16 protein-coding genes are annotated in these 22,652 nt (G+C 46.3%); 4 read left to right on the forward strand and 12 right to left on the reverse strand.

Annotated elements, in window-relative coordinates; all coding sequences use genetic code 11:
- Positions 1–25: 25 nt before the first annotated feature.
- The gene (locus tag QQ055_RS00945; RefSeq protein WP_284474373.1) at positions 26–160 is read right to left on the reverse strand and encodes a hypothetical protein; all 135 of its coding nucleotides are present in this window, start codon (positions 158–160) and stop codon (positions 26–28) included.
- Positions 161–239: 79 nt separating this feature from the next.
- On the opposite strand from QQ055_RS00945, the gene QQ055_RS00950 reads away from it, so the two are divergent.
- Positions 240–1,352, forward strand: coding sequence for a TRAP transporter substrate-binding protein (locus QQ055_RS00950; protein ID WP_069968008.1), 1,113 nt, complete (start codon positions 240–242; stop codon positions 1,350–1,352).
- Positions 1,353–1,355: 3 nt separating this feature from the next.
- Here the strand turns inward: QQ055_RS00950 and QQ055_RS00955 are convergent, their stop codons facing one another.
- The gene (locus tag QQ055_RS00955) at positions 1,356–1,781 is read right to left on the reverse strand and encodes a hypothetical protein (protein ID WP_284474374.1); all 426 of its coding nucleotides are present in this window, start codon (positions 1,779–1,781) and stop codon (positions 1,356–1,358) included.
- 148 nt (positions 1,782–1,929) lie between these two features.
- On the opposite strand from QQ055_RS00955, the gene QQ055_RS00960 reads away from it, so the two are divergent.
- Complete coding sequence (locus tag QQ055_RS00960) at positions 1,930–3,864, forward strand: pentapeptide repeat-containing protein (RefSeq protein WP_284474375.1); 1,935 nt, start codon at positions 1,930–1,932, stop codon at positions 3,862–3,864.
- A 316-nt stretch (positions 3,865–4,180) separates the two neighbouring features.
- On the opposite strand, the gene ribBA is transcribed toward QQ055_RS00960, so the two are convergent.
- Positions 4,181–5,842: a bifunctional 3,4-dihydroxy-2-butanone-4-phosphate synthase/GTP cyclohydrolase II gene (gene ribBA / locus QQ055_RS00965; RefSeq protein ID WP_284474376.1), complete on the reverse strand. Its 1,662-nt coding sequence runs from the start codon at positions 5,840–5,842 to the stop codon at positions 4,181–4,183.
- Between the two features lie 208 nt (positions 5,843–6,050).
- On the opposite strand from ribBA, the gene argC reads away from it, so the two are divergent.
- Positions 6,051–7,112, forward strand: coding sequence for an N-acetyl-gamma-glutamyl-phosphate reductase (gene argC, locus QQ055_RS00970; RefSeq protein WP_284474377.1), 1,062 nt, complete (start codon positions 6,051–6,053; stop codon positions 7,110–7,112).
- 52 nt (positions 7,113–7,164) lie between these two features.
- Here argC and QQ055_RS00975 read toward each other — a convergent pair whose 3' ends face one another.
- The 8 genes from QQ055_RS00975 to QQ055_RS01010 form a co-directional block, all read right to left on the reverse strand.
- Positions 7,165–7,377 carry a ssl0294 family protein gene (locus tag QQ055_RS00975; RefSeq protein WP_069968013.1) on the reverse strand — a complete coding sequence of 71 codons (213 nt, stop codon included), beginning with the start codon at positions 7,375–7,377 and terminating at the stop codon, positions 7,165–7,167.
- A 34-nt stretch (positions 7,378–7,411) separates the two neighbouring features.
- Entirely contained in the window at positions 7,412–7,828 is a 417-nt protein-coding gene (locus QQ055_RS00980) for a CoA-binding protein (protein WP_284474378.1), read from the reverse strand.
- 167 nt (positions 7,829–7,995) lie between these two features.
- Positions 7,996–12,402, reverse strand: coding sequence for a ribonucleoside-triphosphate reductase, adenosylcobalamin-dependent (gene nrdJ, locus QQ055_RS00985; protein WP_284474379.1), 4,407 nt, complete (start codon positions 12,400–12,402; stop codon positions 7,996–7,998).
- 190 nt (positions 12,403–12,592) lie between these two features.
- Entirely contained in the window at positions 12,593–18,019 is a 5,427-nt protein-coding gene (locus QQ055_RS00990; RefSeq protein ID WP_349775300.1) for a trifunctional serine/threonine-protein kinase/ATP-binding protein/sensor histidine kinase, read from the reverse strand.
- A 183-nt stretch (positions 18,020–18,202) separates the two neighbouring features.
- A complete protein-coding gene (locus QQ055_RS00995; RefSeq protein ID WP_284474380.1) occupies positions 18,203–19,576 on the reverse strand; it encodes a cytochrome c biogenesis protein in 1,374 nt (457 codons plus the stop codon).
- A gap of 36 nt (positions 19,577–19,612) precedes the next feature.
- Positions 19,613–20,350, reverse strand: a complete 738-nt coding sequence (locus QQ055_RS01000) for a cytochrome c biogenesis protein CcdA (protein ID WP_069968017.1) — start codon at positions 20,348–20,350, stop codon at positions 19,613–19,615.
- An 81-nt stretch (positions 20,351–20,431) separates the two neighbouring features.
- Positions 20,432–20,800, reverse strand: a complete 369-nt coding sequence (locus QQ055_RS01005) for a cupin domain-containing protein (protein WP_069968018.1) — start codon at positions 20,798–20,800, stop codon at positions 20,432–20,434.
- 13 nt (positions 20,801–20,813) lie between these two features.
- Positions 20,814–21,104 (reverse strand): hypothetical protein, encoded by a 291-nt coding sequence (locus tag QQ055_RS01010; RefSeq protein ID WP_069968019.1) that lies wholly within the window; start codon positions 21,102–21,104, stop codon positions 20,814–20,816.
- Between the two features lie 238 nt (positions 21,105–21,342).
- Between QQ055_RS01010 and QQ055_RS01015 the strand changes: the two genes are divergently transcribed.
- Complete coding sequence (locus QQ055_RS01015; RefSeq protein ID WP_286004074.1) at positions 21,343–21,981, forward strand: peroxiredoxin; 639 nt, start codon at positions 21,343–21,345, stop codon at positions 21,979–21,981.
- Positions 21,982–22,030: 49 nt separating this feature from the next.
- Here the strand turns inward: QQ055_RS01015 and QQ055_RS01020 are convergent, their stop codons facing one another.
- Positions 22,031–22,621: a Uma2 family endonuclease gene (locus tag QQ055_RS01020; RefSeq protein WP_286004075.1), complete on the reverse strand. Its 591-nt coding sequence runs from the start codon at positions 22,619–22,621 to the stop codon at positions 22,031–22,033.
- Positions 22,622–22,652: the final 31 nt, after the last annotated feature.

Raw genomic sequence — 22,652 nt, forward strand, 5'->3', positions numbered from 1 at the left:
GCACAAATGTACCTCAGTATAATTATCAGCCGATGCGATCGCCCTCGGTCGGCACATCAAACTCGACATCTCCGACGCCTAACTCATGGGTTAGGTTGCTAGAGCAACAGGTGCGATCGCTATTTCTAAAGAACCGTTGCCAATTCCGGGATAGCTGCATTTTTCGGCTACAAGTATTGAAGATAACAAACCACTGTAGCTCATAGAATGAGCAGTGTCTGGAAGGAAGGCAAAAAAAGATGAAACGTCGCAAACTTCTAACGTATAGTGCGATCGCGGCGGGAAGTGCTGCTACGCTAGGTGCGTGTACTGCACAGTCAACCCAAAGCGGACAAAACCTCGAACAACCCACAGTCCGCTGGCGGATGGCGACGAGTTGGCCAAAGTCTCTCGATACCATTTTTGGTGGGGCCGAAACCATTTGTCAGCGCGTCAGCGAGATGACTTACGGACGGTTTACCATCACCCCCTTTGCAGCCGGTGAAATTGTACCGGGGTTAGAAGTCCTCGATGCTGTCCAGCAGGGTACGGTTGAATGCAGCCATACAGCTAGTTACTATTTTGTCGGGAAAAATCCCGCTTTGGGGTTTGGGACGACGGTTCCCTTTGGTTTAACCGCTCAACAGCAAAACTCCTGGCTGTATCATGGCAATGGCTTAGACGCCCTCAATAAACTTTATGCTGATTTTAATGTGGTGAGTCTTCCGGCGGGAAATACCGGAACGCAGATGGGAGGCTGGTTTAAACGCAGAATTCAATCGGTTTCTGACTTAAACGGCTTAAAGATGCGAATTCCTGGCTTAGGCGGACAAGTGATGAGTCGCTTAGGGGTGAACGTCCAAGTGCTTCCCGGTGGCGAAATCTTCTTAGCTTTGGAACGGGGGGCGATTGATGCGGCAGAATGGGTGGGGCCGTATGATGATGAAAAGCTGGGTTTAAATAAGGCGGCGCAATACTACTATTATCCCGGCTGGTGGGAACCCGGAGCGACCCTAGAAGTGCAAGTCAACCGCAGCGCTTGGGATAAACTCCCCAAGGAATACCAACAGGTGTTTAAGACGGCTACCTATGAGGCGAATATGAGTATGCTGGCCCAGTATGATGCTAAGAATGGGGAAGCCTTGAAGCGGTTGGTGGATAGTGGCACCCAGTTAGCAGCTTATTCGCCGGAAATTATGCAAGCCGCGCAAAAAGCCACGTTTGAATTATACGAGGAGAGTGCGGCTAAGGATGGTACCTTCCGGGAGGTGTACGAACAGTGGAAGGCGTTTCGCCAACAGGTGTACGGTTGGGATCAGATTAATCAGTTGATTTTTGCCAATTTTGCGATCGCGAACGGTCAGCAAACCTAAATTCTAGAATAAGCGGCGAGGGACAGTTTCGCGAAATCTACGAAAGTTGAGGGCGACTGTCTCCTCTCCGTTCATGGCTTTGTAGAGGAGGTTGACGGTGCTGAGAATTTCTTCGGAGGTGCGATCGCTCTCGCCTGCCACAATAATAGTCGCTTGGGTGAATTTGGGATCGAGAGGGGTACAATCGATGACGGCTTTAATACCCGGTAGATAGCCTGTCGCCGAGCTAAACTGCGGAGGTAAGGTTCTAAACCCTTTTCTTTCTAAGACGGTCTGGGCGTAGCTGGCGCAGCGTTCTAAGCTGGTATTGAGTTGTAGGTGTTCGTATTGCAATTCAGGGTAAGCCTTGACTGGCGCGCCCAGCCACAGAAGACTAATCCCAATGGTAGCTGCGATCGCCTGATAAACTGTTTTGACTCTTCTTTTCATCGTAAACGCTCGCTGTTATATGGACTAACGGAAAAGTTGAGCGCAGTCTTAACCCTTTAAAGTCGAATCTTTTTCCGAAATGTTCCCGTATTCGCGATCGGGCAATTCTGGTACCCTAGCAGTTACGGTTCCAGGGGGGTAGAGATGCATGGGAGTGCAACTGGTAGCAGGCGAACGGTTTAATCTCATTCAAGCGTCTCCGGGTTTACAGAAAATTGCGATCGCGCTAGGTTGGAATGTGCCGAGCCAGTACGAGATGGATGTCTCGGCGTTTATGTTGGGGGAAGATGGAAAACTCCCAAACGAGCAGTATTTTGTGTTTTATAATAATGTGCGATCGCCCGATGGTTCTCTCCGACACGCCAATGGAACCAGCACCGGAAAAATTCTCGGCGATGATGAAACACTCTATCTCAATTTCGCCAAACTCGATCCAGCTATTCAAGAAATTGTCTTTATTGTCACCATCCACGACGCTGAGGAAAGAAAGCAAAGTTTCGGCGATATCAAAACTGCGTTTATTCGCCTAGAAGATGTCGATACGGGCAGCGAACTGGCACGTTACAATCTTCAGGAGCCTTTAACCCAAGAAACCGCTTTAGAATTCGGTCGTCTCTATCTCAAAAACGGAGAATGGCGCTTTCAAGCTGTCGGACAAGGTTACAGTTCGGGTTTGCAAGCCTTTGTAGATCGATACTATCCCGAATCCTCAACTTTACCCAATTCTCAACCCACTTTAACCGAAGACGCCCAAGTCATTCAACAATTCATCGAACGGGTTGAAAATTCCTCCCAAGATACTCCCCAAGCGGATAATTTATCTTCAAACAGCGATAACTTAGAACCCGAAGCCTCTCAACCTCTCGCTATCACTGCTGAAGAGTTATTAGAACGCTACAAAGCAGGAGAAAGAGATTTTAGTGGTCTGAATTTGAGAGAAATTATATTATCAGATTGTGACTTGTCTAATTGTAACCTCAGTCATGCCAATCTAGAAGGAGCAACCTTAAATAAAGTTAACTTTTCACGCTGTAATTTAACTGAAGCAAATTTTGGTCGTGCAATTTTTTGTCAAAATCAATTTTATTATAGTAATTTGAGTGGAGCTAACTTAACAAGCGCAGATCTGAATAGGGCAAGATTTGAAGGTACTAATTTAACTCGCGCTAACTTCAGACAAGCAAATTTAACTGAATCTTATTTTAATCAAGAAGTTAAGCTAGATAAATCAGATATGAGTGAAGCTAATCTGACTAAAGCTTGCTTAACTGGAACTACACTATCTCAAGTTAAATTGAATAAGGCTAATTTAAGTGATGCCAGATTACTAGACGCAAATCTAGAAAATGCTGATTTGAAAGATGTGAAAATAGACGGCGCAATTTGCAATACAAAGACTAAATTTCCTGCAACTTTTATTAGCAATCGTTATTTTGTGCTTTCTCCCAATGCCCAATTGAGTAATATCAACTTATCAGGATGGAGTCTTTATGGAATTAAACTAACTGGCGCAATATTAAAGAATGCCAACTTAATCAAGGCAAACTTGGAAAGTTCTGATTTGACTCAAGCAGAACTACAAGGAGCTAATTTAAGTAAAGTAAATCTTAATTATGCAAAATTATTACAAGCCAACTTAAGATCGGCCAACTTAAGCGAAAGCAGTTTACTTAAAGCTAACTTGACGGCAGCAAATCTTACTTCAGTAAACTTTATGCAAGCTAGCTTAGAGTATGCGAATTTTGCCGCAGCGAATTTGGAATATGCAAACTTAACAAATGCAAAATTAGAAGGCGCAAGCTTTAAAGGAGCAATTCTGAATAATGTTAATTTTGTAGGTGTCAACCTCCACAAATTGAACTTTAGTGGTGCAAACCTAAGTTATGCAAACCTTTGTGGAGCAAATTTATATGAAACTAACTTAAATAGTGCTAACTTAACTTCAACAGATTTGCGGGGTGCAAATTTGTCGAAAGCTAATTTAGAAAAAGCTAACTTAAAAGGAGCAAGATTAGAGGGCGCTATTTTAGAGGGTGCAAACTTGACTGGGGCTATTATGCCGGATGGGACAACGCATGAGTAGATGTGGATAGCAGGAAATTATTGCGTTATTGTATAGCGCTTGCAAAGAAACCGGGTTTCTGGCTGCGAGGGGGTGAAAAACGAAACGATAATCTTTTAAAGAAACCGGGTTTCTGGCTGCGGCTTGGTGCGATCGCATCGAGCAAGCCAGGGGTTAAAACCCCTGTCTAATAGCTAAAGTCAGTTAAAACTGACTAATCCGAAAACGAGTTATAAAGTAGCAAGATTTCTCGCCTAGAAAATATTGCATGAGCCTATAAAATTCTAGTCCTCTTTAGAGGACTTGAGCTATCAGCAAGGGACTTGAGTCCCTTGTGTTAGTCGCGGTTAAAACTGTAGATCGTTTGAGTTTCTAGGGTACCGACAATAGAAGAGGGTTGCTGAGAGAGAGGGAAGGTTTGACGATCGAGTTGTACCTGTAAACCCGTTAGCGGATCGAGGCCAGAAGAAACGAGAAATTCTAGGCGTTGAACTTGGGGCCAAGAAGCGAGTTCATCTAGGATAGAAGCGATCGCACTCAGGTAAGGATGTTCCGGATGTTGATACCAGTCCGTCGCCGCCGCCTGGGGTTGGTCTAAGCCTAAATGGATGATAATCGCAGGACGACTAAACAGCGCGATCGCCACAGGTCTGGCTTCCTCTTGTAACACCAAATCCTGCATCCGCACCAGATGGCGCAACTTCTCCAAGCGATTGTAACGCTCCGTCACCCCCAAATTCTCATCTTGCCAGCGAATCGCCACCGTCAGTAGATAGGTTTGCAAGAGGAGATGACCGAGTTTTTCGGCTTTCGTCGCCAAATACACCGCATTGTAATCCGTCGCCTCAATTAACAGCGGTACCCGATCGACCATTTCCAAGCCGTAACCCTTCAAACCCGCAATTTTACGCGGATTATTGGTAATCAGACAAATCTTTTTGACGCCTAAATCATTGAGAATTTGCGCCCCTACCCCATAGTTGCGTAAATCGGCAGGAAACCCTAACTTTTCATTGGCTTCCACCGTATCCAAGCCCATATCTTGCAAAGAATAGGCTTTCAGCTTATTAATTAAACCGATACCCCGTCCTTCTTGACGCAGATAGACCACTACCCCGTGGCCCGCGTGTTCGATCATCTTCATCGCCGCCTGAAGTTGCATCCGACAGTCGCAGCGCAAAGAACCCAATGCATCCCCCGTCAAGCATTCCGAATGGACGCGCACCATCACCACCTGGTCTTTAAATGCGGCTGGATCGCCCTTGACAATGGCAATGTGATCCGAGTTATCCAACAGATTCCGGTAGGCGTAAATCTGAAAATGACCGAACTGGGAGGGCAAATTAGCAACCGTCTCCCGACGCACAAACCGTTCGTGTTGCAGGCGGTAGCTAATTAAATCGGCAATACTAATAATCTTCAGATTGTGATGTTTGGCGTATTCCAACAATTGCGGTAAACGCGCCATCGACCCATCGGGGTTTTGAATCTCGCAAATCACCCCACCGGGGTACAATCCCGCTAAACAGGCGAGGTCTACGGCCGCTTCCGTATGGCCGGCCCGCTTGAGGACGCCCCCTGCGCGCGATCGCAACGGGAAAATATGCCCAGGACGCCGTAAATCGGTGGGTCGCGTCGCCGGGTTAATCGCCACCTGAATCGTTTTTGCCCGATCCTCAGCCGAAATCCCGGTACTGACGCCCAATTGCGGCGAAGCGTCAATACTCACCGTAAACGCGGTTTGGTTGCTATCGGTGTTATTGCTGACCATCAACGGTAAGTCTAATTCATCGAGGCGATCGCCTGTTAAGGCCAAACAAATTAAACCCCGCGCTTCCACCGCCATAAAGTTAATCGTATCGGGCGTTGCAAACTGGGCGGCGCAGATGAGATCCCCTTCATTTTCGCGGTTCTCATCATCGACCACCACAATCACCCGTCCGGCTTTTAAATCAGCCAGGGCTTCATCAATTGAATTAAACAATCCATCGGTCGTCATGGTCTATCGTGTATCTTGTGTGAGTCGTACCCAGTGGGAAAGCCGCTAAAGGCTGAAATGGATCGGTGCCAATCGAGAAGCAGTTCAGTTAGCACTCGTTTTGAATTTTCGATTATGGCATTTCAATTCCCCATTCCCAATTTTGGTACTAAAATGCAGCAAACGTTAACCATATTTCTTCAGAGATTTGTTTTAAAGGTCAAGCAAGATGGGCGACACACAAGGACGAGTTCCAGTTGGGATTATTGGCGCATCAGGTTATGGCGGCGTACAACTCGTCCGACTCCTGATGGATCATCCTCAGATTGAAATTGCCTATCTGGGAGGGGATAGTAGTGCCGGAAAATCTTTTAGCGATCTGTATCCGCATTTGGGTCATCGCGTCAATTTAACCATTGAACCCATCGATCTCGATGCGATCGCCTCTCGCTGTCAGGTGGTGTTTCTCTCTCTCCCCAACGGGTTAGCCTATAATATGGCCCCCAAACTTCTAGAAAAGGGTTGCAAGGTTCTAGACTTATCCGCCGATTACCGCTTTAGTAACTTAGAGACTTATAAGGCGTGGTATGGGGGCGATCGCAACGATCGAGATGTGGCGGATACTGCCGTTTATGGCTTGCCCGAACTGTATCGCGATCGCATTGCCACAGCCAACCTCGTCGGCTGTCCGGGTTGCTACCCGACCGCCAGTCTTCTGGCCCTTTCCCCGCTACTCAAGCAGGGGTTAATCGTTCCAGAAACCGCCATTGTCGATGCCAAATCCGGCACCTCTGGAGGCGGACGCGCCGCCAAAACCCATTTGCTTCTCGCCGAGGCCGATAACTCTTTCGCCGCCTACGGGGTCGCCCGTCACCGCCATACGCCCGAAATTGAACAGGTCTGTAGCGACCTTGCCGGACATGAGGTGATGGTTCAGTTCACCCCCCACCTGGTTCCGATGGTACGGGGAATTCTCGCCACCGTCTACGCCAACTTGCGCGATCCAGGGCTAGTGCGCGAGGATCTGATTACCATCTATACCGCCTTCTATCGCACGTCCCCTTGGGTGAGAATTCTCCCCGGTAGCACCTATCCCCAAACCAAATGGGCCTGTGGAACCAATCTCTGCTATATCGGGATTGAGGTCGATCCGCGTACGGATCGCGTGATTGTGATGTCAGCGATTGATAACCTCGTGAAAGGTCAAGCCGGACAAGCCATTCAATGCTTAAACCTGATGATGGGTTGGGAGGAAACCCTCGGTTTACCGCAACTGAGTTTCTATCCGTAAATTGAGAATATTGGGCAAAAGTACACACTCATCGTGCCTTTTGCCTCGATCCCTATTCGATAGAAATCGACTGCGGCCCATTCCCGTTGGTGTAATCGCTTGGGAACGGCACGGTGGTTGCAGATTCCACCTGTTGGTCTAACCAACTTTTGACGGGATCTTCGTACAGGTTCAGGCGCAGGACGCCAGAGAAAAATCCCCCGAAAAAGGCGACGGGTTCTTTGGTGAGTTCTCGAAAAATTGGGCTGAGTTCGTCTAAAAACACGCGGTTAATTTCCTTACGCTCTCTGTTTGGGATTCTAACGTTTCTGCACCCCTAGGCGCTGATACTCGATTTTAATGCAAGCGTTCATAATGGCGTTGACTCCGGCTTTGCGGGCGGTTTGGGCGGCGGCTTCGTCTTGGATGCCTAACTGCGCCCAAACGGTAGCGGCGTTAATTGCGATCGCCTCTTCTATAATCTCCGCTAAAAATTCGCTGCGGCGAAACACATTGACTAAATCTACCCTCTCTGGAATCTCCCGCAAAGACGCATAACAGGTTGCTCCCTCAATCTCGCGAATTTGGGGATTGACTGGAATCACCCGATAACCCGCTTGGCGCAAAAACTGGGCAATTTGGTAGCTAACCCTGGTGGGTTTATCCGAATGTCCCACTACTGCAATGGTTTGCGTATCCAGCAGAATTTGGCATAAAGTGCGATCGCTTACAGACATACAGCATTTTTCAGGTTCGTGAAGTACACTTTCTTCAAAGTCTCCCTTACTAAGGGGGATTTAGGGGGATCGTGCCGTATCTCATCCAATCAAAAAACGCTATAGCATTCAACCTCTCTACAAAAATCCTCCCCAATCTGGGGAGGATGTTAATTCAACACAATCGATTAATTAGGCTGTTGTTCGGGCAACATACACTTATCAGAATCGCATCCAGCAGGTCCTGCTTCCACCATTTCGCCCAAGTCATAGCGACTTAACGCTGTATGGAAATTCATCGTTGTTCGCCGCTGCTGAACCTCTTCTAACAGTTGTTCGTACTGCTGTTTGCTAATCGGTTCAAACGGCAGACGGGGGAAGGTTTGCAAGTCATCAAACCGGGCGAGTAAGGCCGCAGAAATGTAGCCTTCATCCTCTTCAATGGCCTGATAGATGCGCTGGCCTAAACCTTCCACCTCATTTTCCCGTAACTCAATGGTGGCGCTAGTGTTGTGGCGCGTATAGTGTTTTTGGACTTGCATATAAAAGTCCATTTGGGCTAAAGCTGAGAACTTGCTAATGTCAATTTCATCCGCCCCTGGTAAGTCTGCCCAAAGTACCGATACTGGAATCTCTACCAACCATTCCGAACATCTGGGATCGAAGGGATCGTTTAGCAAGTTGCCATTTTCGTCCTTATCCGATTGCGAGGGAACCACATTGTAACCGTAATCGATACAGGCGAGAGCTACCGGATCGTTTTTACGGAAGGTGACGCGGCGGATAAAGCGTTGGGCTTTGGGGGGATGCCATCCTGGGGAAGCACCCGTTAACAGCGACTTGGTACCGCTAGGCTGTACCGTCGTGCAGCGGTTGGGGCGTTTTAGCTGATGGTTGTCGCAATAATCCCACACCACCCGATGCACAATCTCGCGCCAGCGGTTCAAATAGTCCGCTTCCTGCTGTTTAAAGGCTAAACCTTGCTCGGTTTCCGGGCGGCCTTCTTCCCACCAACGCAACCATTCCACCCCAAACGCCTGTACAAAGAAGTCAAACAACCCGGTAAAGGAAACCCCCACAATCGGATCGATGGAACGGCTATATTGATAGCGCGGTTCGGTAAATTGATGATTGAGTAAAATGGCAACCGAAAGCGCCCCGGCTGTAAACGCATCTTCCTGTTCTTGCAAGTTTTTCGGATCGATTTGATTGAGGTGAATCTCAGCCAAATTACATTGACCTGTTAAGGTTCCACCAAACACCCCTTTATGGAACTCCGGCTCATTAAAGCAGAAGGTTTCATGCCTACCCGGTAGAGCTTCCACAGATTGCACAATTTGATACTTTCCTTTCGCCTGGGGTAAATGTCCTCCGGAAGTATCCAGCCGTTGACAAGGAATAGCCGCACAATCAGTAATTTGTAAATACCACAAATCCCGGTTACGCATTCCTAGATTTGTAATCTGTCCAGCCTTGGCTTGCAAATTAATAGAAGAACGAATCCCACATTTAGCCAACAACAAATAGACTCGATAGGCGCGCTCGTAATCGGACAGATAAATCCGAATCCCACCACTTTCAACTCTCGAACCATCTGCATCAGCCAACCCAGCTACAAAATGCAAAATAGATTCCCGATCCCAAGTGGCAATTTCACTAAAGGCAGGAGCCGTATTTTTGAGTAAACGGACTTGCTCTGGATCGAAATGGGTTTGAAATCCGGTATAGAGCAAACAGGGAACTTCCTTGGACTCAGTGTAATAGCGCTTTTCACCAGAAGTACGCCCTGCAATCGTTAATTCTTGGTGACGTTTTACCCCATACAACCTCAGTTGTAACTGGGGCTTACCATGCGATTTACAGAGAGAACCATCTCCCACCAGTTGCCCTAAAGTATAAGCCCAAGTGGGTTCGACAAATTTGCCATCAGTGTAAACAATTTGGAACGGTTCTGTATGCAGTTTATATTTGCTCGCTTTCAGCCGTTCGCTTAATTCTGCTGTGGTCAATTCCTCATAATCTTTGCCAAAACGATCTTTGACAAAGAAACGGTGTTTTTCCGTAACATCTAAGTAAGTACCATCGCCAAAAGAAACACGGTACAGTTGACGATTTTGCCCTGTTAGAATTGGAACAACTTGACTCCAGCGTTTACCATTCCAAACTTCTACCGTTTGCCCGACTACATCCCGAATGGGGTGCAGTCCATCGCGGGTAATGAGCAGAGTATTGCCGTCAACACAGTGAAAATCTGCGCCTAAAATTTCTCCGCAGTTGTGAGCCACAAGACCATTAGCATCAAAACGGGAAGGGCCGGGGACAGTACAATCATATACAGCTTCAAACCCATCAGATTCAATGAATTTAACCTCGGCGGTGAATCGTTCGCGATTCAAACAGCGTTGATATCCATTCAATGCAACTTGCAGTTTTTTCTGCTTGTCTGGCTGCAAGAAACCAATGACTTTTTCAAAGTAGTAGAGATTGTCATTGGCAATGACCAACTCATGTTGAGCTTTGCAAAAATATTCAGTGGGTTGACGTTCGCTATTCGGCAGAAAACGATTACCTTCCGTTCGTCGTTCTTCGTAAATCTTTGCGGCAATTCCTAAGCGTAGTAACATCCGTTGAGCAGCTTTGAGTAATGTTAAGTTACTCTGGGATAAACGGACACTAATACCTTTTTGCTGATTGCCTTGGACGCTACCATCTGCATCAAACAAGCCCCTTAAAAAGCCTTGATAAAACGCATAGCTGGCTTGTTCAATTTGGGGAGTAATTTCTTTACAACCTCGCTTTAATCCATATTTTTCAGCTAAGGTTGCCAAACCAGAAGATGCTACTTGGCTAAGATTATGAAGTGTGTGGTAATGCCCTGCCAAGTTGGTACCATGAGCAACAGTTTTTTGCAGCGTTGCTACAGCATACTCTAGCATTTCGCTCTGTGAGTCACCCCAAAAACGAAGGATTGCTTGGGGATGGTATTGAGTTTGGGCAAAAGATCCATCCCCCACTAAGCTACCGAGTAGCCATCCTTCTTCAACACTGCCGCAACCTGACCACGGCTGTAACCCTCGATGGTTGTGAATGAGGATGCGATCGCCTGCTTTTAGGTCTTTGACTTCAACCCACTCACTATACTGTTTCTTTTGGGTTTGCGCCGTCACGCGCAAGACCTGATGATTATCTGTCAGACGCAGCGAATATCCTTCTTTAGTGGTTAGTTTGACAATCGGCTTCATTCCTGTCAAAAAGAACCCGTCAGATGTTGTGGAAAAAAGTTCGCCATTGACATAGGTTCCATGCTGAATGCCAATCAGTTCTTGAACTTGGCGCGGGCCAAATTCTGTATGAACCCAAGTATCGGCTGTGACGCAAGGATTTAGACCCAAACGGCTTAAACGATGGTCTAACTCTTTTTCATCAATGTCAGGATAATGCTGTTGAATCCACTGCTTTGCCTCTCCTTTAGAATAGGCTTGCAAAAACTCTTTTTCCTGTTGAGGAGTTGTGAATAAATCGACATTAGAACGAGCAACCGCTTCCCCTGCCCATTGAATCGCCCCTTCTCCCGAATAATACTGCTTTCTCACAGCATTAATCGATTCTTCTAGGGTTGGTTTTTGATGGAAAACACGGGTATGATTTGCCATCCGCAGAGAATCGCGTTCTGGGTCAATTCGCCAGTTGCCGTTCTCATCCTGCTGCCATAAATTATCTTTTGCAGTTGCCCCTAATTCATCATGGGAGTTAAATTGACGCATCCCGGCCGATCTTCTAATATTACCGGCTACAATCGTGACAGCTGCTTCATCAATTAATAAACAGCATTCAACAGAGGTTAATTGACGACCAACGGCTTTATTTAAAAGTGCCGTACACCGCTGATAGAGTTCGGGCAATTTAACAGGGTTGGCAACGCCGCCAAAGCCTTTTAAGGGTTCGCCTGCGGGTCGAATATCGCTGAGATCGACTTTAACGTTAACTTCGCCGTTAAAGCGTTCGTCGCTGGAAAGTTCCAGTAAAGTTTGATAGGAATTTACCCAACCTTTACGGGAGTCGCCGACATGAATAATGACCGTATTGCCTGTAACTTTTACTTCCGTTTCTTCGCGGCGTTGCAGGGCGGGGGTAACGCCAACGGTATCTTGTACGCTGAGGTTTAGGCGGTTGCGAATAGCAGGAAGCTGATTAATATAACGCGGTTCGAGAACTGCACCTGTGCCGCATCCCATCATCGCTAAATCCATCAGTAAGCCAAAGGCTCGCCAGTCGCTAATATTGGTGGAGGAGCAGTTGTAAGCCCCAGAGAAGTTCTGTTGCTGTTCTACCCATTCGGTGCCGCCAACCCACAGCCAGCGCCCAGAGGAGAGGGCTTTAAGCTGGCTTTGCATCCGGTAGAGGAGGGCGGATTCTGGGGGGGTGAGTTTGCCGAGTTTGGTTAAACCGGAGACAGTGCGATCGCACACTTCTTGCCAGGTTTCGCGCTTGTCTCCAATGCGGCGGCTGTACGTGCGGTAAAACACGGGATTAGCAACAGGTGCGGCTTCAGGAAATTCACCTGTAGAAATGGCTTTTTCGAGTTCTCGAACCATAGTGAAAGTTTGTCAGCGATCTGTAGTGTTGGGAATCCAGGAAAATTTACTACATATAGCGCGAAATCTTCTCAAAATCAAGAAGAAACGCTATCTGTAGTACCTGTCTATTGAGACAATAAGTTTAACACAGACTTGAGTTGAATCTATGGTCAACTCAACTATCAGTCTGAATAAAATTTATTAATAATTAATGAGAATTTTTAGTTTGCACGCCATTTAAAAGTTGAGGTTGTTTGGGAATTTGAATAATAAATTCTGAGCCTTGTCCGGGTAATGAGACGCAGCTCAGTTGACCTCCATGAGAATCTACAATAATTGAATAGCTAATCGATAGACCTAAGCCGGTTCCCGAACCCACAGGTTTTGTAGTAAAGAAAGGATCGAAAATTCGTTTCTGAACGTCTTCAGGCATCCCTGGGCCATTATCAATAATTTGAATCTTTATATGGCGATCGTCAAGCGCTTCTGTACGAATTGTGATGATGGGATCGAAAGAGCGATCGCTCGCTTGTTTTCTAACCTCATCAATTGCATCAATGGCATTCGTTAGAATATTCATAAAAACCTGATTGAGTTGAGAGGCATAACAGGTAATTTTTGGTAATTCGCTGTACTCTCTACGGATTTCAATCTCAGTGCGATCGCCTTCTGCTCTCAGACGAGGCTGTAACAGCATCACAGTGCTATCAATTCCCGAATGAATATCAACAGGCTTCATAGAAGCTTCATCCAAGCGAGAGAAGTTTCGCAAAGATAAAATAATATTGCGAATGCGTTCTGCTCCAACTTGCATTGATTCTAAGAGATTTTGCAAGTCTTCAATCAGGAAATCTAAATCAATTCGATCGATAATCGTTTGAATTTGAGCAGAAGGTTGAGGAACTTCTTGCTGATAAGCGCGCAGCAAATTGAAGATATCTTGAATATAATTATTCGCGTGTTCAATATTGCCATAGATAAAGCTGATGGGGTTATTAATTTCGTGAGCAATACCCGCAACCATTTGTCCTAAACCGGACATTTTCTCAGTCTGAATCAGTTGAGCTTGTGTCTTTCTTAATTCCTGCAATGCTTTTGATAAGCGTTCGTTTTTATCATTTAACTCCTGCGTTCTTTGCTGCACTTTCTGCTCCATTGAAGCGTATAGCAGGGCATTTTCTAGAGAGATTGCGGTTTGGGAAGAAAGCAGGCGCAAGACTTCTAAGCGCTCTGGCGTAAACGCTCCTACAATTAAATTATTTTCTAAATAAAGTATTCCAATCAGTTGACCGTGGTTAACAATTGGCGTACATAAAATCGACTTAAGTTGCTGATTGACCACATAGGAATCGCTACTAAAACGCCCATCATTAGCCGCATGACCCAATACAACATCGGTCAGGGTTCTTTCAACATAATGAATAATGGCAATGGGCAAATCTTCCCCTGCTTCTTTTAAAGCAGAATCCCGAATAACCACTTGCTCTTGAGTAACAGAAGCTTGAGCCGCAATCTGCAATCCTTCCTCTTTAGGTAATAACAAAAATCCCTTTTGCGCTCCCGCATTTTCAATCAAGATTCTCATCAAAGATGAGAGCAACTTATCGAGAACAATTTCGCTGGATATCGCTTGAGAGGCTTTCATGACCGTCCCTAAATCTAGCACCTCAGAGCGACTTCCGGTAGAAGTATGGATGACTGAGACGATATCTTGACCGGGTAAGCGAATGGGAGAACGCGACGGACTACAAAACTGAGGATACTGCGTTTCTAACTCTTCTGTTTTGCGAATTGCTCCCCAACGTTGATAGCCAAAATAAGCATCGCGAATATGGACTTTAACATATTTGGGTTTGTTTCGCTCTACCCAAAATAAAGCTACTCTTTCATTAATCAGAGATTCATGTTGAATAAAGTCATTTTCTCTAGCGGTGGAAATTGCTTGCTCATAAAGGTCAAGAGCGGTTTCAAATTGACCTAAAGCACGCGCCACTTCTGCTTCTACAAAAAGCAACTTATGCAGAAAATTCTCTGCACTGTTTTCAGCCCAGATTTTCAGCGATTTTTGATTGCTTTCAATTTTTTCGAGATAGCGCTGTTGTTCCTCGGCGGTAGCTGTTGGATAGAGGGCTGCTAGTAGCAGAGAGTTATAAAAATTAAATTCAGTGGATACAAAGATTCCCGTAACGAATTGCAGGTTCTTTTCGATGGTTTCAACCAACTTTAGCGCCTCTTGGAATTCGCCATAAAGATAGAGAATTTGCAGTTTAAGAATCTGGTAAATACAGAGGGAATAAAAGTTTTGATTTTGTTCGCAGTTGCTTTGAAAGACTGCATCATCCAAGGTTTCTGTAGAGAAGGCGAGTTTATGCTCGGTCAGTTTGCGAAGATTGAGTAAAATGAACTCTAATCCTTGAATGGTATCTGTTGCCATTTGATTTTTTGACTTCTGGGTGAATTGCAGATACCCTGGTAACTCTGAAAGGATTTGAGATAGGTTTCTTCCTTGAAAGAAGAAGTTAGTGGCTTTGTAATTAAGGATGTATCCAGCGAATTGCAAGTCGCCAGAATCTAACCCCGCTTGGTAGCCTTCATTGTTCAGATAGTTGGATTCTTTGAGGGGTTTGAACCAGAAGTTGAGGGCATTAGCTAGGGTACTACAGACTTTACATTTTAAATCTAGCCTACGCCATTTTTCGCTCAATTTTAGCGAGACGACACCAAATTCGTAAGCCGATTTATAATCGCCAAAGATGGAGGTGAGGAGAATACCGTAGGTTCCATAGCAAGGTGCTGATTCGGGTGCATCTCCATACTTGAGGGAAAGATTTACGGCTTTCAGTGCTACTAATGTCCACAGTTCCGCGCTTCTAAAATAAGCTGAGGGGAGGAGGTTGTTGAGCAGTTTCAGCGCAATTTTGTTTTCTGGACTTGCCATTTCAGGCTTGTGATAAAGTTCAGAAATGGGCAAGTCTCCCAGGTTGCTTTTTGCCTCAGCCAATTCAGTGCCAATGGCGGCTCCGATATCGGTTTCGGGTATCTCTAAACCGAGTAAAGATAAGGCGGTTTTGGCGGCGGCGATCGCTTCTTCGCTTTTCCCTTGTAATGTATACTGAATAAGAAGCAGGTTATAGATTTCTGTTTTCTCTAAAAGAGAGTGAACTTGCTCTAAGGTGATTTGAATAAATTGTTCGGATTCTTCAAAGTTACTATTGAGATGCTCGATTTCTGCTCGTTCCTTATGCAAGGCTAAGGCTAAGTCATAGGACTCTTGCCAAATCTCTGGCCCCAAGCCTTCCATTGCGGCCGTTAGGTATTCGCGCGCCGCGACATAAGCTGTGGCATCTTTGGCTTTTTTAGCGGCTTCTAAGTTCAGCGTTGCGAGTTCTAATAATTCCCCTTTATCTTGAATTAAGCTGCGCCCAATATTCAGGTGATCGATTAATTCAAAAATCCGTTCTGAACGGTATTCAACTGGGGTACTTGCTAGCAACAAGCGTCCAATTCTCAGGTGGACAACTTTTTTGCGATCGTCATCAATTAAGGTGTAGGCGGCCTGCTGAACGCGGTCGTGCAAAAACTTATAATTGAGAATTAATAAAGGCGAATTAATGGCTTCGGCTTCCGTTGCTTCTAATTCTGAAGTGGCTTGAATTAAGCCAATTTGAATTGCGGGTAACAGGTCTTGAAAGGTTTCAAAGGATTCTTTTTCGTAGATCAAAGAAAGCGTGTTTAAGTCAAATTGATTCCCCAAACAGGCCACTAACCGCAGCACTTGTTGCGTTGCTTCCGGGAGTTTGCGGAGTTTGCGGATCATTAAGTCAACCACATTATCGGTAATGGCGATCGCCTCAATTTGAGCAATATCCCACTGCCATCGCCCAATTCCCCCTGACTGGGGGGTTGTAAAGGTTAACAGGTTCTCTTGGTAAAGTGTTTTTAAGAACTCATTGACAAAAAACGGGTTTCCCTCTGTCTTGCGAAGGGTTAACTCAGCTAGGGGTTTAATGCCTTCGCGATCGCTATGGAGGGTATCTGCGATCAATTGCGTCACTTTTTCTAGCTTTAACGGCACTAAATTAATCTGATTAACCGTAACATTCTCCTGCACTAACGAATCAATCACGATCGTTAAAGGATGGGTTGAACTCACCTCATTATCGCGATAAGCCCCAATTAAAAACAGATGCTTAATCTGGGGATCGGTGACAATTAAATCAATTAACTTCAACGTTGCAGAGTCCGCCCACTGGAGATCGTCTAAAAAGATCGCCAGGGGATGTTCCGGTTGACAAAAAACGCGAATAAAATTTTGAAAAACTTGATTAAAGCGATTTTGCGTTTCTGTAGGTCCCAGTTCTGCCACGGGCGACTGAGGACCAATAATCCACTCCACTTCGGGAATAACATCAATAATAATTTGTCCATTCGGACCGAGGGCGTGAGTCAGTTTTTGCCGCCAAGCCTCTAGTTGTGCTTCGGTTTCAGTCAGCAACAGGCGCACCAATTCTGAGAAGGCGCTGACAATTGCTGAATACGGAATGCTGCGTTGCAGTTGATCGAACTTCCCGCTGACAAAATAACCGTATTTGCGAGTAATGGGCTTATAAATTTCTTGCACTAACGCCGATTTCCCAACCCCAGAATAACCCGCCACCAGCATAATTTCGGTTGTCCCTTGGCTGACGCGTTCAAAGGCTTCTAACAGGGTTTCAACTTCGCGTTCGCGCCCGTAAAGTTTTTGGGGAATTTGAAATTTATCGGCAATATCTTGGCTGCCTAACGCAAAATCCGCAATATAACCTGTAACTTGCAGTTGATTGAGACAATTTTCTAAATCGGCTTTCAATCCATAGGCACTTTGATATCGGTCTTCGGCTGCTTTTGCCAACAGCTTCATCACAATTTCAGAGATAACTTTAGGAACGTCTGGGTTGACTAAATGCGGGGGAACCGGCTGTTTGGCAATATGACAATGGACTAATTCCATTGGATCGGTTGCCGTAAACGGGAGTTGGTGGGTTAAGATTTCATAAAACGTCACCCCTAGCGAATAAAAATCCGTGCGATAGTCTAGGGTTCGATTCATTCTTCCCGTTTGTTCGGGAGACATATACGCCAGCGTCCCTTCTAAAACCGAAGGATTGGTTAAAGTGGGAGTTTCTCGCGTCAAGATACTAGAAATACTGAAATCAATCAGCTTAACTTGTCCGGTTAAGGGGTTAACAACGACATTAGACGGATTAATATCTTTATGAATAACGTTAGCGCTATGCAATTCGCCTAAGCTTTCGGTAATTTTAATGGCGAGGGTGAGAAACCCTAAAAATGTAAACTTCTGCGAGGACATTAAAATCCTCAGCGATTCTCCCCCGAAGTCTTCTAGGATCATGGCGAGTGTATTTTGGTAATTTTGTAAGCCGTAAGCTTTTACCACGCCAGGAAGATTCAGACTGCGAGTAATTTCAAATTCCTGCTTGTAGCGAGTCAACTTTTCTGGGGGTGGATAGTCCTCGTGGAGAATCTTGAGAATCACGGGGAGATTGTCCGACTCGCGATGACCGCGATAAACTAGCGAATTAGAGCTTTCATAAATCTTCGCTAGAATCTGGTAGCCCGGAAAATCGATCATCATGATTGCTCCTACAAAGGAAAATTAGGGGAAGCTAGCCAGAACAGAGGGCTGAAGTGAAACAACCCATAAACGAGGGAGATGGGCTGTTGCCGAGTGAAACACATCCGTAGCGCGATCGCCCATCGGCACCTAGCATTAACAATCGCTTGTCCCTAAGTGCATGGCAATACTCCCTCTAGCTTATCAATTCGCTGAATGAGGCGATCGCTCTAACTGCTCCAAAATACTCATCAGTTCTCGTTCAAACACCACCTGGGCGCGATTTGTCCGTCCTCCCACATAAAAGCGATCGCCCGCTTGCAACGCCCAAATTTGAGAGTGAGACAGATAACTCATCACCACCCCCACCATCAACAACCCAAACCCCGCATAAACTACCGGAATCCCCGGATCGGCTTTAATTTGCAATCCCGTACTGCCAATGACTTCGCGGATTTTCAGCGTCACGTCATTCACCTCTAACCCCATCCCCTCGCGGAGGGTAGAAATCAGTTGACCCCGCGCATCATAAATTAACAGCATTCCCTGTAAATCTTTGGCAATCAGCGATACCCCTGCACTCAAATCTGGCTTGGTGGGAATCCAAGTCCCCCAAAGGCGGCCTTTTCCCTGGGTATCCAACTGACCCATCGGCAGTTGAAAAATCGGGCTATTATTCAGTTGCACCCGCACTGCTGCTAATCCCCAGTCGGCTTGATATAAGGTGACGCCCTGATAACGCAGGGGTTCGTTCACATGAATGGTTTTGCGCTTTACCTCGTTTCCGTCTTTGTCCAAAACCGATAAATCGGAGTAAAACTGGTCGATGGTGCCGTTGGGCGTGTAGTCAATCCAAAAGCGATTCACTTTCACCGACCAATCTGTGGGAACTTGCGAGGCGGCGTAGGGGCCCGCATCGAGGATATTGCGAATTTGGAAGGTTTCCCCGCTAGGAATCATCTCTTGGGCGACAAAACCCGTCATTGCACCGATAATGGAACCCGCCAAAATTAGCAGCATACTAGCGTGAACAATAATCGGGCCAATCCGTCCTGCAATCCCTTTGCGGGCGTAGAGGGTATCGCCTTCGCGAAAGACGCGATAGCGGTAGTTTTGCAAAAGGGTTTCTAAGGAGTCGGGAGAACCAGACGCGAGTTCTGTACTGAGGGCGAGTTTCTCAAATTGTCGCGGCTGTTTGTAAAATTGCCAGCGTCGGGCCGCTTTCAGGGCGGGGAATTGGCGGGTAAAGGTGCAGGCCGTTAAGCTGGAACCAAAGAGGATTAATAGTGCCAGAAACCACCAGGTTCGATAGACATGGTCTAGGCCTAGGGTTAAGAGGACTTTCCAACTCAGAAAGCCAAATAGGGCCGGATCTTCGGGATAGTTCGCTTGATAAAAGGCGAGGGATTGCCCTTGTTCGATGACCGTACCCGAAATGCTGAACAGCGCGATCGCCAACAGCAGGATAATGGCCAAACGCAAATCTGCTAAAACGGGTAATAACTCTTTTTTGAAATACCCTTGTGGAACTGTCCACAAGCTCGATAATTTAGACAAAAATAGGCGATTAGAAGTCATTAGAGTGCCAGATACAAACCATCACCCAACCGGGTGTCAAACAGCAGGAATCAGACGGAACAGCAGGGAGAAAACCCCAAATGCGACTAATAAGGCACCACTAACTGGAGTAATCCAGTTTGACCATTGACGCAGTTCTAGGATTTTTTTGATTGAGGCGGTGAAGGTTCCAGCCAAAATTAAGGGCGAGACATAACCTGCTGTATAGGATAACAGTAAGGCACTTCCCAACAGCGGGTCTTTGGTGGTGGAAATCCAGGCTAGCAGGGAGGCTAAAACTGGAGTGCTGCAAGGGGAAGCGACTAAGCCGAAGGTTAAACCAATCAGGTAGGATCTCACCCCATCGGGCCATTCTTTCGAGATCCAGTCCATTCCTCCCCAAGAAGGCAGTTGCAAGGGTAGGGCCTCTAGGAGGTTCAAGCCCATAATAATCGCGATCGCGCTGACGACGATCGGCAAACCGATGCCAATTTGTCCGTAAACTTTCCCGACGACGGCAGCCAGAATCCCCAATCCAGCGAGGGTTGTTGCCAATCCCAAAGCAAACCAAGTCGATTGAGTAGCCGCTTGCAGCCGCGTTTGTGCCTCATAACCGCCAATATAGCCAATGGTAATGGGCAGCATGGACAGCATACAGGGGGTGAGGCTGGTCAACAATCCTGCTAGAAAGATCGTGCCAATGCTAATGGCGTTGATATGGGTGAGTTGGTTGGCGACGAGGTGGTTCGCGAACTGTTGCAGGTAATAAAGCTGAGTCTGTACGGTCTCAATCATGAAGTTTGGAAAATGGGGAATGCCGATCCTCTTTGCATTCTAAAACAGAAGGCCCAAGGCGATCGCCCTCTCTACCCCCAGCTACTCTTCAGCGTAAATTGTTTCATCTTCCTTGCGCCAAGCCGGATCGACCATACAAATAAACACTAAAGGTTCTTGGCCGCAATTGTGAATGAACTGCTTGGCATTCGGCGGAATATAAACAGCATCCCCCGGTTCTACCCGCCGCACTTCCTCATCAATATGCATTTCGCCTTCTCCACTCAGGATGTAATACACCTCAGAGGTGGTTAGCGAGTGCAAAATAGAAGTCTGTCCAACCGGAACAATCGCATGGGCTAAACTGTAGCGCAGTTCCAATGGCTGCTTATCCGGGTGTAACAACTCTCTTAGTTGGGTACCATCTCCGGCGATAAATTCCTCGCATTCATGCAATTTGCGAATTAGCATAGGGTTGGGTCAATTAATGGACATTTAATGGATTGTTGACGGCTGTGAAATCGGTGCAATCAATCGCTTGCTCTGAATTCGCAATATCGGGATGTACCGTACACTTCAGCCGGTAGTCATTGGTAAAAAATTGGCAACCCGTACAGGGAATTTGATGCATCTGTTTGGCTTTAGCCACCCCGTCTTGGATGGCAGACCACAGACTCCAAGCTATTAATCCGATCAGCGTCCAGGCAAAAATAAAGCACAGCGGCACCAAGAACGGTTGAATGGCTTGAATTAAGCTCTGTAGGAGTAAAAACATCGATCTAAACCGAATAACTGTAAAGATTCTTGTGTTTTAGAGAAAATGGGCAGATTTGCTGTATGTTTCTGGCTGAGTTTTGCCCAAGGCGATCGCGAATTGATAAATAAAATTAATATAGCTGTTTAGAAAAATCAATACAAACCCAAAGATGTTCTAAACTCCGGTCGGAAAACTGTGCTTTTATGGCATGATGCAGAATAGACGATAATTTTCATAGATCGCAGGAACTCAAGTTATGTCTCTCCGACTCGGTGACACAGTACCCAATTTTAAGCAAAACTCCACCCACGGCGAAATCGACTTTTTCGAGTGGGCAGGTGACAGTTGGGTTGTACTGTTTTCTCACCCCGCAGATTTTACCCCCGTTTGCACGACCGAATTGGGGATGGTTGCAAAACTTAAACCCGAATTTGACAAGCGCAACGTCAAAACCATTGCTCTCAGCGTTGATGATGTCGAATCTCACAAGGGTTGGACGCAAGATATTGAAGAAACCCAAAGCACCACGCTGAACTATCCGATTTTGGCAGATCCCGATCGCAAAGTCTCGGATCTGTACGACATGATTCACCCGAACGCCAACAACACCCTCACCGTGCGTTCTGTCTTCATCATCGATCCTCAGAAGAAGCTGCGCCTCGTTCTCACCTACCCCGCTAGCACAGGACGCAACTTTGATGAAATCTTGCGGGTGATTGACTCCCTACAACTGACTGACAATTATAGCGTTGCTACCCCTGCAAACTGGACCGATGGCGGCGACTGCGTAATTGTCCCCTCTCTCAAAGATCCCGAAGTTCTCAAGGAGAAATTCCCCAAAGGCTACACCGAAGTTAAGCCTTACCTGCGGATGACTCCTCAACCCGACAAATAAATGTTAAACCGTCAATAGGCGAGTTTAGGTTTTGGGTGGGCATTATTGCTCACCTTATTTGTTTTAAAACAACTCCTAGACTCAGGATAAATCCTGGTAAAACATCTTCACCAGAAAGCGTTGCAGGCGATTGCAGAACCTCTACAGATTGACTGATACGATAGATTTCAACTTGCTGAGTTCTCAGATCGATTAACCAGCCTAAACGACTGCCATTTTCCAAATATTCGCGCATTTTGGCGCGGAGTTCCTCGATATCGTCTGTTAGAGACGCCAATTCTAAAACGAAATCGGGACAAATTGGTGCAAACCCTTTTCGTTGTTCGGGGGTTAGCGCGTTCCACCGTTCCTTTGTCACCCAAGAACTATCCGGAGAACGAGTTGCACCATTGGGTAAGCGAAAACCTGTGGAAGAGTCAAAAGCGACTCCTAAACCCGTTTGACGATTCCAAATCGCTAAATCTGTACTCAGTTCTAGGTTAAAAGAACCGCCTTCGCTGCCCGTGGGTGCCATAATAATTAATTCGCCTTCAGCCGTGCGTTCCATCCGAATATCGGGATTAACGTTCAACAGTTGCCAGAACTGTTCGTCAGTAACTTTTAAGCGATGGGGAATTCTAATTGGGGGTGAAGCAACCATTGGGATAACGCTGCTATAGAAAAGTGCTGAG

This window comes from Geitlerinema calcuttense NRMC-F 0142 (assembly GCF_030285425.1).